The organism is Pseudoduganella flava, from assembly GCF_007830495.1.
Lineage (GTDB): Bacteria > Pseudomonadota > Gammaproteobacteria > Burkholderiales > Burkholderiaceae_D > Rugamonas > Rugamonas flava.
Genome location: NZ_VLKW01000001.1, coordinates 374,803 through 390,077, shown reverse-complemented (window position 1 = coordinate 390,077; position 15,275 = coordinate 374,803). Strand labels below are relative to the sequence as shown.

10 protein-coding genes are annotated in these 15,275 nt (G+C 68.2%); 8 read left to right on the top strand and 2 right to left on the bottom strand.

Annotation, left to right across the window (positions count from 1 at the left end):
- Positions 1-180: 180 nt before the first annotated feature.
- On the top strand, positions 181-1,953 hold the full coding sequence (locus IP92_RS01730; RefSeq protein ID WP_145872797.1) for a glycoside hydrolase family 2 protein: 1,773 nt from the start codon (positions 181-183) through the stop codon (positions 1,951-1,953).
- Here IP92_RS01730 and IP92_RS01725 read toward each other — a convergent pair.
- Both IP92_RS01725 and IP92_RS01720 read right to left on the bottom strand, forming a co-directional pair.
- Entirely contained in the window at positions 1,937-4,840 is a 2,904-nt protein-coding gene (locus IP92_RS01725; protein WP_145872796.1) for a tetratricopeptide repeat protein, read from the bottom strand. The genes IP92_RS01730 and IP92_RS01725 overlap by 17 nt on opposite strands.
- Positions 4,833-6,350, bottom strand: a complete 1,518-nt coding sequence (locus tag IP92_RS01720; protein WP_145872795.1) for a metallophosphoesterase — start codon at positions 6,348-6,350, stop codon at positions 4,833-4,835. The genes IP92_RS01725 and IP92_RS01720 overlap by 8 nt, the downstream gene beginning before the upstream one ends.
- Before the next feature lie 231 nt (positions 6,351-6,581).
- Here IP92_RS01720 and IP92_RS01715 point away from each other — a divergent pair, with 231 nt between their 5' ends.
- The 7 genes from IP92_RS01715 (at position 6,582) to IP92_RS01685 (ending at position 15,031) form a co-directional block, all read left to right on the top strand.
- Positions 6,582-7,448 (top strand): STAS domain-containing protein, encoded by an 867-nt coding sequence (locus tag IP92_RS01715; RefSeq protein WP_145872794.1) that lies wholly within the window; start codon positions 6,582-6,584, stop codon positions 7,446-7,448.
- Positions 7,449-7,455: 7 nt separating this feature from the next.
- Complete coding sequence (locus tag IP92_RS01710) at positions 7,456-7,812, top strand: STAS domain-containing protein (protein WP_145872793.1); 357 nt, start codon at positions 7,456-7,458, stop codon at positions 7,810-7,812.
- A gap of 18 nt (positions 7,813-7,830) precedes the next feature.
- Entirely contained in the window at positions 7,831-8,247 is a 417-nt protein-coding gene (locus tag IP92_RS01705; RefSeq protein ID WP_229418561.1) for an ATP-binding protein, read from the top strand.
- Positions 8,232-9,290 carry an ATP-binding SpoIIE family protein phosphatase gene (locus tag IP92_RS01700; RefSeq protein ID WP_145872792.1) on the top strand — a complete coding sequence of 353 codons (1,059 nt, stop codon included), beginning with the start codon at positions 8,232-8,234 and terminating at the stop codon, positions 9,288-9,290. The genes IP92_RS01705 and IP92_RS01700 overlap by 16 nt, the downstream gene beginning before the upstream one ends.
- Complete coding sequence (locus tag IP92_RS01695) at positions 9,287-11,047, top strand: ATP-binding protein (RefSeq protein WP_145872791.1); 1,761 nt, start codon at positions 9,287-9,289, stop codon at positions 11,045-11,047. The genes IP92_RS01700 and IP92_RS01695 overlap by 4 nt, the downstream gene beginning before the upstream one ends.
- Before the next feature lie 9 nt (positions 11,048-11,056).
- Positions 11,057-12,592 carry a response regulator gene (locus IP92_RS01690; protein ID WP_145872790.1) on the top strand — a complete coding sequence of 512 codons (1,536 nt, stop codon included), beginning with the start codon at positions 11,057-11,059 and terminating at the stop codon, positions 12,590-12,592.
- Positions 12,593-12,760: 168 nt separating this feature from the next.
- Positions 12,761-15,031, top strand: a complete 2,271-nt coding sequence (locus IP92_RS01685; RefSeq protein WP_145872789.1) for a S9 family peptidase — start codon at positions 12,761-12,763, stop codon at positions 15,029-15,031.
- Positions 15,032-15,275: the final 244 nt, after the last annotated feature.

Genomic DNA, 15,275 nt, shown 5'->3' with positions numbered 1-15,275 from the left:
GGTAGGCATTTTAGCAGAACCTAAGCTGGTTGGGTTTATAAAATGTGACAGAGACTGCGAAGCTCTGCAACTCTACCCTCCGCTTCTGCCCAGAAACTTGACCATCCTCACCTGTGGCGTATCCCCCGCAACGCATGCGCGCACGCGGCCGATTTTTTTCAATCGCGCTACCATGCCGCGATGGACACTCCCGACACCCTCCACCCCCGCCCCCAGCTGACCCGTCCCCGCTGGTCGAGCCTCGACGGTACCTGGGAATTCGCGTTCGACGACGCCGACGCCGGCCGCACGGAAGGCTGGCACGATGGCCGCGCGCTGCCGCAAACGATCGAGGTGCCGTTCCCGTACCAGAGCGAGCGCTCCGGCATCGGCACGAAGGACGTACATGAAATCGTCTGGTATGCCAGGAGCTTCGACGTGCCGGACGGCTGGCGCGACGGCGAGCTGCTGCTGCATTTCGGCGCCGTCGACTACAGCACCGAAGTGTGGATCAACGGCCGCCTGGCCGGGCGCAATCGCGGCGGCCACGTGTCGTTCTCCTTCAACATCGCGCCGTTCCTGAAGGAAGCCGGCAACCGCATCACGCTGCGCGTCGAGGACCGCCAGGACCCATGCCAGCCGCGCGGCAAGCAGTCGTCATCGGGCACGCCGGTGCGCATCTATTACTGGTGCACGACGGGCATCTGGCAAAGCGTCTGGCTGGAACCCGTGCCGGCGCTGCGCATCGACGCGCTGCGCATGCCGGTGACGTCGCCCGACGGCCGCCTGTCCGTCGAGGTGCGGCTGCATGCGCCTTCCTCCGGCTGGACGGTGGAGCTGGACGTGCTGGACGATGCCGGCATCAAGGTCGGCTTCGCGCAGGTCGAGACGCAGCAGGCCGTCATCACACTGGATGCGCGGATCGATGCGGCGCGCCCGTGGTCGCCCGACGATCCCTACCTGTACGACCTGCGCGTGCGCCTGCTGGACGAAGGCCGGTTGCTCGACGAGGTATCGTCGTACTGCGGCCTGCGCCGCTACGAAGCCAAGGACGGCCAGTTCCACCTGAACGGCCAGCGCACGTTCATGCTGATGGTGCTGGACCAGGGCTACTGGCCCGACACCAACATCGCCGCGCCGTCGCAGCAGGCGCTGAAGGACGACGTCGAATGGATCAAGCGGCTCGGCTTCAATGCCGTGCGCAAGCACCAGAAGATCGAGGACGAGCGCTGGCTGTACTGGTGCGACAGGCTTGGCCTGCTCGTGTGGGAAGAAATGCCGAACGCGCGCAGCTGGTCGCTCGATGCCGAGGAAGCCTTGCTGGCCGAATGGGAGCGCGCGATCGTGCGCGATGCCGGCCACCCCAGCATCGTGGCCTGGGTGCCGCTGGTGGAGAGCTTCGGCTTCCAGGCCCTGCACCGGCACCCGGGCCAGCAGGCCTTCATCGAAAAGCTCGTCCTGCGCACGCGGCAGCTCGATCCCACCCGGCTCGTCGTCGACAACGACGGCTGGGAGCACACCAACCTGACGGACGTCTGCTCGATCCACGACTACACTCAGCCGGGCGAGAAGCTGCTGGCGCGCTATGCGGACACCATCGCCACCGGCCAGCCGCCGCTGAAGGGCTGGTACAAGGACAAGCCGCTGTTCCTGCCCGGCGGGCAGTGGCGCGGGCAGCCCATCGTGCTGTCCGAAGTGGGGGGCTTCCTCAGCGAGCCGGAAGGGCTTGACGCGCCGCGCGACCGCCTGTTCGACTATTACGGCAGCGTGCGTTCCGGCGACGAGCTGCTGGCGCGCTACCGCGACCTGATGGACGCGCTGGCACGTATGCCGTTCCTGGCCGGCGCCTGCTACACGCAGCTGACGGACGTCGAGCACGAGAAGAACGGCTTGCTGACGTTCGACCGGCAGCCCAAGGTCGATCCCGCGCAGATCGCGGCCCTGCACCGCGACCTGCTCACCCGGCCCCGCTGACGCGCAGCGCATACGCCGCGGCGGTACGCACCGCCGTGGCCAGGTCCATCCGCTGCCCCAGTTGCAGCGCGTGCTCGAACGCTTCCGGCGCATGCTGCACAAGGGCGCCGGTGCGCAGCGTGGCAAGGCGCGCCTCCCGCGTATCCTTCCATGGCCGCGGCAGGAACACGCCGCATTGCGCGCGGATCGTGTCCGCCGCGCCGAACAGGTGCGCCGCCGGCAGCGGCTCGTCGAGCTTCATCGCCACCTCGGCCAGGCCATCCAGGCAGTCGGCCACCAGCTGGCGGCGGCCCAGGCGATTGTGCAGCACGAGACTGTCGTAGAACAGGCTCGCCGCCGTGCACAGATTGCCCTGTGCCAGCATCACGAAGGCCAGGAACTTGATCGACTGCGCAAAGCCCCACTGGTAGCGGCCGCCCTTCTGCAGCTGCATCGCATCGAGCAGCCACATGCCCGCATCGTCGTGGCGCCCGCGCAGGCACGCCAGGTGGCCCCGGTTCGCCGTCGTCAGCCCCATGCCCCAGCGGTTGCCCAGCTGCTGCCACAGGTCGAGGCTCTTGCGGTACAGCGCGTCGGCCTCGTCGAAATCGCGCCGCTCCAGCAGCACGTTGGCGAGATCGTTCTGGGCCAGCGCGAGCCCGGCTCGTTCATCGGTCGCGTTGAACAACGCGATGCTGGCCAGCTCATGGCGCATCGCTTCCTCGATGCGGTTCTGGTGCAGCGCCACCATGCCGAGGATCACGAGCGTGAAGCCGAGCCGCCTTTCGTTGTCCAGCACCTTCCACAGGTGGGCGCTGCGCTCCAGGTCGGCGCGGGCGGCCGGATAATCGCCCTGCAGGAACGCCAGCCCGCCGCGGCAGTACAGCGCCAGCGCATGCGCTTCCTTGTCGGCGGGCTCCGCGCGCAGCATCTCGTCGACCCACTGGCGCCCCTCGGCCAGCGAACCGCGCAGGTTCCAGAACCAGAACAGGTTGCCGACGATGTGCACGCCCGGCTCGCCGATCGCCGGATCGGTGCTGCCCGGCCACGCCACCGCGGCCCGCAGGTTGTCGTGTTCCAGCTCGAGCAGTTCGAGCCATTCGCGCAGCTCATGGCTGGAGAGCAGCATCTGGCGCCGGTCCGTCTTGCCGGCCAGCTGGGCGTAGTAGCGCGCATGTTCGCGCTGCACGGAAGCCAGTTGCTCCGTCTCGACCAGGCAGCGCCGCCCATGACCGCGCACGGCCGACTGCAGCCGGTAGCCCGCCCTGCCCTGGCCGCGCTGCACGCAGGTGATCAGGTACCGGTTCGCCAGCGCCTGCACCTTCGCCGCCACGTCGCACGGCGGGCCGCACTTGTCGCCGGCGATCGCTTCCGCCGCTTCCAGCGTGAAGGTGCCGACGAATGCCGCGAGCCGGCACAGCAGCAAGCGCGTGTCGCGGTCGAGATGGGCGGCCGCCAGCGCGATGACCGCGTCCAGCCGCTGTTCCGGCGGCAGCGCGCCCAGCTTGCGCAGCGCGGCTTGCACGTCCCACAGCTGCTCGTCGTCGGGGGCCGGCCCCAGCAGCTCGGCGGCCAGCCCCGCCACCAGTTCGATCGCCAGCGGCAGGCCGTCCAGCCGCGCGCACAGCTGCGCCGCGGTGCGCGCATTCGCGGCGTCGAGACGGAACTTCGGCTGAACCATGCGGACGCGGTCCTCGAACAGCCGCAGCACGGGCGAGCGCGCCAGTTCGTCGAGCGTGGCCGCGCTGGGCGGCACGGCAAGCGGCGGCACCGCATACACGCGCTCGCCGGGCCACCCCAGCGGCTGTTCGCCGGTGGCCACGATGCGCAGCTTGGGGCAGGCCCGCTGCAGCCGTTCGAACGCATCGCGTGCAAGCGCTAGTTGCGCGGCACCGCGGATGATCAGCAGCACGGCCCGCTCGCCGATCTCGACCGCGGTGCTTTCCTCCAGCATCTGCCCGTGCGCCTCGCGCAGGCCCAGCACGGCCGCCACTTCCGCCAGCGCATCGGGCGCTTCCAGCCCGGCGCCGAGATCGGTGTAGTACGCGGTCCCCCACGGCGCGCCCGCCACCTCGCCCAACGCCAGCGCCAGCCGGGTCTTGCCGGCGCCGGCCGGCCCCGTCAGCGTCAACACCTGGGTGCCCGCCGCCATCAGGTCGTTCAGCTCCAGCAACGCCAGCTTGCGGCCGAGCAGCCGGCTGTGCTCGCCGGCATCCGTCCGGTTGACGAGGCCGCCCTGCTGGGAGCAGTGCGCCATCAGCAGATTCGGCGCAACGGTCTCGACCGCATCGTTGAACTGGCGCTCGACGATCCTGCCGACCGTCGGCAGCGCCTGCTGGATGGCACGCATCGACGTGGCCAGGATCACCTTCTCGCGGTAGCTTTCCGGCGCGGCGCGGACGATCCCGACGATGTAGCCCTGATGCCGGACCCAGGCGCCGGACATGCCGTCCAGGCGGTCGAAGCCGCCCTCATCGCACGTCAGCTGGATGTCGCTGGTGTGCGCCATTTCCGCCAGCCGCACCGTGCCGCCGATCCCCATGCCCTGCGGACGCCCGCTCGGATAGCCGTAGCTGTCCCAGCGACCGTAGGATGCGGGCCTGGCCTGCAGCCTCACCTCGGCAGGCACGGTGCCGAACAGCAGCGCGCCGTTGGTGGGCACCTTGTTGTCGAGCAGGGACAGCAGCGCCGCATCGATCCGCGGGCAGTATTCGTGCACGACGGCGAGCGCCGTGGCGCCAGAGTCGAACACGAGGCGAAAGCGTACCCGGTCGGCCGCGCCGTTCGCCCCGGCCGTTCCCGCCACGCAGTGCCAGGCCGTCAGCGCATAGTCCTCGGCCACCAGCCATGCCGTGCCGAGATGCTCGCGCCCGTCGACGTGGTAGATCTTCGCTGTCTGCTCATGCATCGCCGTCTCCCGACGCCAGCGGCGTCAACGGGGGACTGGCCTCGCGGCCCGGCCCGCAGTAGGAATGGAGCGCCGCCTCCGTCACCGGCGCGTGGCCTTGCGGATCGACGGCGATGCGGGCATACGTCAGGTAGCGGCACACGTAGGCGCGGTAGTCGTTGGTGCGCAGCGCCTCGACGAAGCGGCGCAGCGCCGGCCCGGCGGCTTCGTACGGCAGGCCGATCTCCGGCGGCATGCGCATCACGTCGCACCAGGTTCCCGTGTTCAGGTACAGCGCACTGTCCAGCCTGATCTGCTTCGGCAGGTGGGTGTGGCCGTACACGACGACGTCGAAGCCGCCGGCCGCCGTCGCCCGCGCGGCATCGAGGTACGTGGGGCTTTCGCGCTCCAGGTCGAACGAGCAGTCCTGCTCGCCCAGCGCGCGCAGCGCCGTATGCAGCTGGTGCAGCCGCCGTTCGGGCAACGCGGCCACGCGCATGCGCAGCAGCGCCGCCGCACTGCGTGCCATCGCGCCCCAGGCCGGTCCACGCCGTTCGCCGCCCGCCGCCCCGGCCCGCTGCCCCAGCGGCACATCGCCGGACGCGAGCAGCGCCACGGCGCCCGCCTCGTCGATGAACGGGCGCGCCGCCGCCGCGCCCACCGTCCGCTCCAGTTCGTCCACCAGCGTCTGGCCGCGGCGTTGCTGCGCCAGGTGCCTGGCCTGCTTCGGCGTGCCGGGCGCGGCCAGGCCGTCGCGCGCATACTGGGCGAACAGCCCGGGGGAGCGCACCAGCCGGTCCAGCGTCGGCCACAGGTCCGGTTCCAGCGCCAGCAGCAACGGCAGCACGGCGGCCGTTTCCGGCTTCAACAGGTCGATGAAGCGGTAGCGCTGCTTCAGGTGGTTCATCACGTCGACGACGAGGCGGCTGCCGGCCGGCGGCGTGAAGAACCGGTCGGCGCGCGCCTCCTCCGGCACCGGCATGCCGCGCGAGCGCAGCGAACGCTCCTGCCGCAGGCCGTCGAAGTCCAGCATGTTCCAGCGGTCGTAGCGGTTGCCGTGTTCGATCAGCACCCGCCCGACCCGGTAGGCTTCGCCGTCGTAGATGAAGCGCACGTCCCGCCCGAGCAGGCCGAACAGATGGTGCCGCACGGCCGGCAGCGACAGCTCCGGATCGTGGTTCCCGAGCAGCAGGGTCAGGCGCTTGCCGGACTGGACGAAGTAGCGCAGCGCGTCGAACACGTGGCTGGTGCGGTGGACGATCTGGTCGAGCCGGGCGATCGCGTCTTCCTCGCGTGCGGTCCATGCCTGGGCCGGGCCGGCGTCGTCCTCGGCCAGGAAGTCGACGAAATCGCCGTTGATCACCAGTTCCGTGTCGCCCGGCTGCGTTTCCACCCAGCGGATGAAGCGGGCAAGATGGGGGAGTGCATGATTGATGCGGAAGGGGGGCGCATCGGGCGCCGCATCGCCCGCCGCTTGCGCGGGAGGCCGGCCGCCCAGGTGCAGATCCGAGACGACGAACAAGGTACGCATCCCTCCCCCTCCCGGCCGGACCGGTGTTGGACCGCTTCAGGAAGGATCATCGCATGGCTGGCAAATCGCTAGTCTCGCAGATGAACAGGCTTTGATCGGGCGCAGATTTAAGACGTTCAGGCAGCGCGCTTACATATCGTGTGGCAAAGAAATGTTTCAAATCGTATCATTGCGTGTTGAGGTGAGCTGTTACACTGATTCGTTTAGACAGGACTACTTTTCGGAGAGCGCATGAGCATGGCAACTACCGGCCACCTGGCCAGGATCCTTACCGATAACCAGGAATCGCTGCTGGAGGTCTGGCTGGGGGGCATGCTGTCCCGCCTGGTTCGGCGCGACAAGGTCGCCGAAGGCGAGATCCGGCAGCAGGCGGCCCGCTTCATTCCCGTCATCGCCAAGGCCGTCGACAAGGGCAACAGCTACGATTTCGACGCCCCGGCATTCGCCGACGTGCGCGCGCTGCTGGCCGACATCTCTGCCGCCCGCGTGCGCCAGGGCTTCTCGCCGACCGAGACGGCCACCTTCATCTTCTCACTGAAGGAACCGGTGTTCGCGGTGATGCGCACCCAGCTGGCCGCCGATCCGGCGGCGCTGGCCGCCGAAGTATCGGAAGCGGGCGCGCTGTTCGATCGCATGGGCCTGTACACGATCGAGGAATTCCAGAAGGGCCGCGAAAGCGTGATCATGCGCCAGCAGCAGGAACTGCTGGAGCTGTCCACGCCCGTCGTGCAGCTGTGGAAGGACGTGCTGGCGCTGCCGCTGATCGGCACGCTCGATTCCGCCCGCACCCAGGTGGTGATGGAGAACCTGCTGCAGAAGATCATCGAGACGAGCGCGTCGATCGCGATCATCGACATCACCGGCGTGCCGACGGTCGACACGCTGGTCGCCCAGCACTTGTTGAAGACGGTGGCGGCGGCCCGGCTGATGGGTGCCGACTGCATCATCAGCGGCATCCGCCCGCAGATCGCGCAAACCATCGTGCACCTGGGCGTGAACCTGGAGGACGTGATCACGAAGGCCACGCTGGCCGACGCGTTCCTGGTGGCGTTGAAGCGCGTGGGTGCCACCGTCGTGCGTTCCGAAGCGAACGCCTGAGGCAACCATGGAGCGCATCCCCATTCTGAAGATGGGCGACCTGTTGCTCGTGACCATCCAGGTCGACATGCACGACCGGCTGGCCATGACGCTGCAGGACGACCTGACGTCGCGCATCGTCAAGGATCGCGCGCGCGGCGTGCTGATCGACATCTCGGCACTCGACATCGTCGATTCCTTCATCGGCCGGATGATCAGCAACACGGCCGCGATGGCGCGCATCCTGGACGCTCGCACGGTGCTGGTCGGCATGCAGCCGGCCGTTGCGATCACGCTCGTCGAGCTGGGTCTCACACTGCACGGCGTGCAGACCGCGCTGAACGTCGAAAAAGGCGTCAAACTCCTTCAGCGCAGCATGGACTAACCTCTCGAAAGGCCATCCTTGAGCAATACAGACGTCGACGCGCTGGTACTGCCGATCCGTTCCGACGAGGATGTCGTGCGGCTGCGCCAGTCCGTTCGCGAGCAGATGATCGCTTGCGGCTTCTCGCTGATCGACCAGACCAAGATGATCACCGCGGCGAGCGAACTGGCGCGCAACACCCTGCGCTACGGTGGCGGCGGCGAGGCGCACATGCTGAAACTGTTGAACGGCATGCGGCGCGGCGTCGCCATCACCTTCATCGACCACGGCCCGGGCATCCCGGACATCGAACAGGCGCTGACGGACGGCTACACGACCGGCGGCGGCATGGGATTGGGGCTGTCCGGCGCAAAGCGGCTGGCCGATGAATTCCACCTCGAGTCCGAGCCAGGCCAAGGCACCACCGTGAGAATCAGCAAATGGAAACCGTACTAGCCGCCGAGTACCGCCAGACCTGCCATCCCCTCGGGGACAGCAGCCAGGTCGCGGCGGTAAGGCGCGCCGCCGTCGACCTGTGTACGCAGCTGGGGTTCGACGAGACCACGGCCGGCGAGGCGGCGATCGCCGTCACCGAGGCGGCCACCAACATCCTGAAGCATGCGGGGCACGGCGAGATCGTGCTGCGCCCGCTCAGGCACGGCGAACACCATGGCATCGAGATCCTTGCGCTCGACCGCGGGCCGGGCATCGCCAACCTGGCCGCCAGCATGGCGGACGGCCGCTCGACGGCCGGCAGCTATGGCGTGGGCCTCGGTGCGATGCGCCGGCTGGCGGCGGACTTCGACATCTACAGCGCGCCCGGCCGCGGCACGGCCGTCATGATGACTTTCTGGCCGCGTGCCGCCACCGCCGTGACACCGGACGAGGCGGCGCGCCAGGCGGCGCCGCTGCACTGGGGTGCCGTGTGCCTGCCGATGCGCGGCGAGCACGTGTCGGGCGACAGCTGGGCACTGGCGCTGGACGCCACGTCCGCCACGCTGCTCGTTGCCGACGGGCTGGGGCACGGCCCGCTGGCCGCGCAGGCTTCCGAACTGGCCGCCCTCACGGTCGCCCGCGCACCGGACCTGCCGGCCGGCGTGCTGCTGGACGACGTGCATGCGGCGCTGCGGCCCACCCGCGGCGCGGCGGTCGCCGTCGCGCGCATCGACATGCTGCGCGACACGCTGACGTTCGCCGGCGTCGGCAACATCGCCGCGCACCTGATCTGCCGCGGCGAGCGGCGCCAGCTCGTGTCGCACAACGGCATCGTCGGCAGCAACGTGCGCAAGGTGCAGGAGTTCGACGCGCCGTGGGGCGAAGACGCGCTGCTGGTGTTGCATTCGGACGGCTTGAACACGCGCTGGCACCTGGAGGACTACCCGGGCCTGGTGGCCTGCCATCCGGCGCTGATCGCGGGGGTGCTGTACCGCGACTGCGGTCGCGGCCGGGATGACGTCACCGTCGTCGTGCTGCGCGACCGGCAAGGGTGGCAGTCATGAGCCTGCGCATCCTGTCCCTCGGCATCGAGCAGGAACTCGACGTCGTCGCATCGCGCCAGCGCGCGCGCCAGATCGCCGCGCTGTGCGGCTTCAACGCGCAGGACCAGGCCAGGATCGCCACCGCCGTCTCGGAACTGGCGCGCAACGTCTACAGCTATGCGGGCACGGGCCGGGTGGAATTCGCCATCGAGGGCAATACGGCGCCGCAGCTGCTCGTCATCCGCGTCGAGGACAAGGGCCCCGGCATTGCCCACCTGGACGTCGTGCTGTCCGGCCGCTACCAGTCGCGCACCGGCATGGGCATGGGCATACTCGGCGCCCGCCGCCTGATGGACCAGTTCGACATCCGGACCATGACCGATCCCGCGGCCGGCACCGGCACGAGCGTCACGCTGAAAAAACTGCTGCCGCACGACGCGCCGCTGCTCGATCCGGCCAGCGTCGGCGCGATGAGCGCGCAGTTCACCGCGCTGGCGCCGGACGTCACCGTCTCCGAGATGCAGCAGCAGAACAAGGAGCTGCTCGCCACGCTGGCCGAGCTGAAGTCGCGCCAGGACGAGCTGCTGCAGCTGACCCGCGAGCTGGAAGACACGAATCGCGGCGTGGTGGCGCTTTACGCGGAACTGGACGAGAAGGCCGACCACTTGCGCCGCGCGGATGAAATGAAGACGCGCTTCCTGTCCAACATGAGCCACGAGTTCAGGACGCCGCTGTCGTCGATCCGCGCGTTGTCCCGGCTGCTGCTGGAGCGCGTCGACGGCGACTTGAGCCCGGAGCAGGAAAAGCAGGTACGCTTCATCCTGAAGGGGGCCGAATCGCTGACGGAGCTGGTGGACGATTTGCTCGACCTGGCCAAGATCGAAGCCGGCAAGATCGACGTGCGCGCCGCGCCGTTCGAAGTGAACGAGATGTTCTCGGCGCTGCGCGGCATGCTGCGCCCGTTGCTGGTGTCGACGACGGTGGAGCTGATCTTCGAGGACCCGGCGCAGCCGATCACGATGATGACGGACGAAGCGAAGTTGTCGCAGATCCTGCGCAACTTCATCTCGAACGCGCTGAAGTTCACCGAGACGGGCCACGTGCGCGTGACCGCCACGTTGCTGCAGAACGGCGACGCGGTGCGCTTCGACGTCGAAGACACCGGCATCGGCATCGCGCCGGAACACCAGCAGATCATCTTCGAGGAGTTCTCGCAGGTGGAAAACCGGCTGCAGCACCGCGTCAAGGGCACGGGCCTCGGCCTGCCGCTGTGCCGCAAGCTGGCCGGCCTGTTGGGCGGTTCGGTATCGCTGCGCAGCACGCCGGGTGCCGGCTCGGTCTTCTCCGCCATCGTGCCGCTGCACCACGACGAGATGCCGGAACCGCACGTGTTCCGGCCCGACGCGCAGGATGCCGGCGGCATCCCGATCCTCGTCGTCGAGGACGACCGCTCGACGCAGCTGCTGTACCGCAGCTACTTCCGCAATACGCCATACCGCGTGATCGCCGTGCGCAGCGTGTGGGAAGCGGAGCAGGCCTGGACCGTGGAGCAGCCCGCCGCGATCATCCTCGACCTGTATCTGAACGGGGGCGACAGCTGGCGCTGGCTCGCCCAGATCAAGGACGACGAACGCCGCAAGCGGGTGCCGGTGATCATCGCCTCCGAAGTGGCCGACCGCCAGAAGGCGTTCTCGCTGGGGGCCGACGCGTACTTCAGCAAGCCCGTCGCACGCGACGAGCTGCTGGCCCAGCTGAACGCCCTCTGTCATGTACACTAGAGACCCATCATGAAGGCTTCTCCGTCCGAACCCCTGATCCTGAACGTCGACGACACCGACGCGGCGCGCTATGCCAAGACGCGCATCCTGCAACGCGCCGGCTTCCGCGTCATCGACGCGGAGAGCGGCGGCCAGGCGCTGCAGCTGGCGAACGAACACATGCCCGACCTGGTGCTGCTGGATACGAAGCTGCCCGACATTAACGGCTTCGAAGTGTGCCGCCAGCTCAAGCAGGACCCGCACACGGCGATGGTGCTGGTGCTGCAGACGTCGGCCTCCTACGTGTCGTCGCCGGACAAGGTGCGTGCGCTCGACAGCGGTGCCGACAACTACCTGTTCGAGCCGATCGAGCCGGAGGAGCTCGTGGCCAACGTGCGCGCGCTGCTGCGCCTGGGCCGCGTCGAACGCGAGCTGCGCGACATGGACCGCCGCAAGGACGAGTTCCTGGCGATCCTCGCGCACGAGCTGCGCAACCCGCTGGGGCCGATCCGCAACGCCGTCGAGCTGCTGCGCAGCCTCGACCCGCATTCGTCGCCCGCGCAGGAAAACGCGCGCCGCGTCATCCTGCGCCAGACCGATCACATGGTGCGCCTCGTCGACGATCTGCTGGACGTATCGCGCATCTCGCAAGGCAAGATCACGCTGCGCCGCGCCGAGGTGGAACTGTGCGGCCTGCTGAAGAGCGCCGTCGAAACGGCCGAGCCGAACATCGCGGCACGCCGCCATGCGCTGACGGTGAAGCTGCCCGACCACGAGATCTGGGTCGACGGCGACAGCGTGCGCCTGACGCAGGTCGTCGGCAACCTGCTGAACAACGCGGCCAAGTTCACGCCGCCGGGCGGACGCATCGCGCTGGCCGCCTGCCTGGAAGGACCCGAGGCGGTGATCCGCGTGACCGACAACGGCATCGGCATCGCGCCCGAGCAGGTGGGCTCGATCTTCGACCTGTTCGCGCAGGCCGGCCATTCGCCGGACCGCGTACAGGACGGCCTGGGCATCGGCCTGTCGCTGGTGCGCACGCTGGTGAACCTGCACGGCGGCAGCGTCAGTGTGCAAAGCCCCGGCCCCGGTCAGGGCAGCACGTTCGAAGTGCGCCTGCCGACGCTGGCGCGCACGCCGGCGGCCGACGAGACCGATTGCTCGGCCGAAGTGCAGGCGCCGCCCCGCGCGGCCGATACCTACCGCATCCTCGTCGTGGACGACAACATCGACTCCGCGGAGATCGTGGCCGCGCTGCTGCAGTTCGCCGGCCACGAAGTGCACATGGCCCATGACGGCGCGGGCGCCATCGCGGCGGCGCTGCGGCTGCTGCCGGACGTCGTATTCCTCGACATCGGCCTGCCCGACATGAGCGGCGTCGAGGTCGCGGCCACGCTGCGCCGCTACCCGCAACTGGCGAAGACGGTGCTGGTGGCGCTGACGGGCTACGGCCAGGACAAGGACCGGATGGGCGCGATGGCTGCCGGCTTCAATCACCACCTGACCAAGCCGGTGAACATGGAAACGCTGAACGACACGGTGCGCACGTTCATGCGCCCACATTGAGGTCCGCCCATCGAGGTCCCTTGCATTGAAGTACCGTGGCCCTGGCTGAGTTAGAATGCGACCGCTGTTCTCTCAACCAGGAATACGATGCGCAGACTACTTCTTCCGGCGCTGCTCGCCGCGCCCGCCCTTGCCTTTTCCGCCACTCCCATCTCCCTCGACCAGGCCATGGCTTCGCCAGACTGGATCGGCACGCCCGTCGAATCGGCGTGGTGGGGATGGGACAGCAAGACCGCCTACTACAAGCAAAAACGCGTCGGCTCGCCGCTGCGCGACACCTATGCCGTCGGCGCCGCGCCACGCCAGGTGCCGGACGCCGAACTGGCCAACACCGATCCCGAGAAAGCCGTCTACAACCGCACGCGCAGCCGCGCGATCCTGCTGCGCAACGGCGACCTGTTCGAACGCGACCTGAAGACGGGCGCGCTGGTGCAGATCACCCGCGGCACGACGCCCGCCGCCGCGCCGCAGTACGCGGCGGACGGCAACGCGGTGCAGTTCCGCGTCGGCCACGACTGGTTCAGCTGGAACCGCAACGACCGCCTCGTCGTGCCGCTGGCGCTGCCGCGCGCGACGAAGGACCCGGCGGCCACCCCGGACGACGACGCGCTGCGCGCGATGCAGCTGCGCCTGATCGCGACGCTGAAGCGCCAGAAGGACGACAAGGACGCGGCACGTGCCCAGCGCGAGGCGCAGCGCCTGGCCGACAGCACGCGCGCGCCTGCGCCGATCTACCTGGGCGAGAAGATTGTCATCGATGCCACCGCGCTGTCGCCGGACGGCCGCTGGCTCGTGCTGGCGACGTCGCCGAAGACCGGCGAGAACGGCCGCGTCGGCAAGCTGCCGCGCTACGTGACGGAATCGGGCTACGAGGAATTCGACGACCAGCGCACCCGCGTCGGCCGCAACCTGCCGCTGGCGCAGACGCTGCGCCTCGTCGACCTGAAGACGAACACGATGCGCGAGCTGCCGCTCGATACGCTGCCCGGCATCACCACCGATCCGCTGGCCGCGCTGCGCGCCGAGCGCAAGCTGGAACCGCTGAAGGGCAACCGTGCCGTGCGCCTGGAAGAGGATGAAGGCGACGGCATCGTCTGGAGCGCCGATGGCAAGCAGGTGGCGCTGATGATCCGCGCGGTGGACAACAAGGACCGCTGGCTGGCGTCCGTGGACCTGGCCGGCGCGAAGCTCAAGCCGCTGCATCGCCTGACCGACAACGCGTGGATCAACAGCAGCTACAACGACTTCGGCTGGCTGCCGGACAACCGCACGCTGTGGTTCCTGTCCGAGGAATCCGGCTATTCGCACCTGTACACGCTGGATGCGGACGGCAAGCAGCGCGCGCTCACGAGCGGCAAGTGGGAAGCGACGAACGTCACGTGGAATGCCGATGGCAGCGCCGCGTGGGTGATGTGCAACCGGAAGACACCGGGCGACTATGAAGTCTGCAATGTGTCGGCGAAGGATGCGTCGGTACGCGAGGTCACCGAGCTGGGTGGCGGCGTCGAGGAATTCACGCTGTCGCCGGACCAGAAGAAGCTCCTGGTGCGCTGGTCCGCGCCATACATCCCGCCGCAACTGGCGATCGTGCCTTCGGCCGGCGGCAAGGCCGTGCAGCTGACTGATACCCGGACGCCCGACTACAAGGCGCGCACGTGGGTGCAGCCGCAATTTGTGCAGGTGCCGTCGACGCATGGCGCGGGCGTGATCTGGGCGAAGCTGTACAAGCCGGAAACGCTGGAGGCGGGCCGCAAGTACCCGGTCGTGATGTTCGTGCACGGCGCCGGCTACCTGCAGAACGTGTCGAAGCGCTGGTCGAACTACTTCCGCGAGCAGATGTTCCACAACCTGCTCGTCGAGAAGGGCTACATCGTGCTGGACATGGACTACCGCGCCTCGAAAGGCTATGGCCGCGACTGGCGCACGGCGATCTACCGGCAGATGGGCCACCCCGAGCTGGAAGACTACGTCGACGGCGCACGATGGATGGCGGCGAACCACCAGGGCGACATCGACCGCGTGGGCATCTACGGCGGCAGCTACGGCGGCTTCATGACATTCATGGCGCTGATGCGCGAGCCGGCCCTGTTCAAGGCCGGCGCGGCGCTGCGACCAGTGTCCGACTGGACCTCGTACAACCACGGCTACACGGCGAACATCCTGAACACGCCGGACCTCGACCCGGAAGCGTACAAGATCTCGTCGCCGATCGAATATGCCGACAAGCTGCAAGGCCACCTGCTGATCGCCCACGGCATGGTCGACGACAACGTCTTCTACCAGGACTCGGTGCGGATGGCGCAGCGCCTCATCGAGCTGAAAAAGGACAACTGGGAACTGGCCAGCTACCCGCTGGAACGCCACGCCTACACGCAACCGGAAAGCTGGTACGACCAATACCGGCGCATCTACCAGCTGTTCGAGCGCACGCTGAAATAACCCACACGAAGGCCGGATCCCCGGCCTTTTTTACCGCCGAGCTGGTCGCAAAACAACAGGGGACTGTCCCTCGATTTTGGAAATATTTCCTGAATCGAGGGCCAGTCCCCTTTTCGCTTCACGCATCAAGCACTTGTTGCGATAAGCCCGTTATCCGCTGCGAGCCGCCAAAACCGATTTATCTTCAGCTGAGCTGGTCGTAAAACAACGGGGGACTGTCCCTCGAATTTGGAAATATTTCCAG

Excerpts from the sequence above, each read along its gene's own strand:
- IP92_RS01725 (WP_145872796.1), bottom strand. The coding sequence starts at position 4,840 with ATGCATGAGCAGACAGCGAAGATCTACCACGTCGACGGGCGCGAGCAT.
- IP92_RS01695 (WP_145872791.1), top strand. The coding sequence starts at position 9,287 with ATGAGCCTGCGCATCCTGTCCCTCGGCATCGAGCAGGAACTCGACGTC.
- IP92_RS01715 (WP_145872794.1), top strand. The coding sequence starts at position 6,582 with ATGAGCATGGCAACTACCGGCCACCTGGCCAGGATCCTTACCGATAAC.
- IP92_RS01730 (WP_145872797.1), top strand. The coding sequence starts at position 181 with ATGGACACTCCCGACACCCTCCACCCCCGCCCCCAGCTGACCCGTCCC.
- IP92_RS01685 (WP_145872789.1), top strand. The coding sequence starts at position 12,761 with ATGGCTTCGCCAGACTGGATCGGCACGCCCGTCGAATCGGCGTGGTGG.
- IP92_RS01710 (WP_145872793.1), top strand. The coding sequence starts at position 7,456 with ATGGAGCGCATCCCCATTCTGAAGATGGGCGACCTGTTGCTCGTGACC.
- IP92_RS01700 (WP_145872792.1), top strand. The coding sequence starts at position 8,232 with ATGGAAACCGTACTAGCCGCCGAGTACCGCCAGACCTGCCATCCCCTC.
- IP92_RS01720 (WP_145872795.1), bottom strand. The coding sequence starts at position 6,350 with ATGCGTACCTTGTTCGTCGTCTCGGATCTGCACCTGGGCGGCCGGCCT.
- IP92_RS01690 (WP_145872790.1), top strand. The coding sequence starts at position 11,057 with ATGAAGGCTTCTCCGTCCGAACCCCTGATCCTGAACGTCGACGACACC.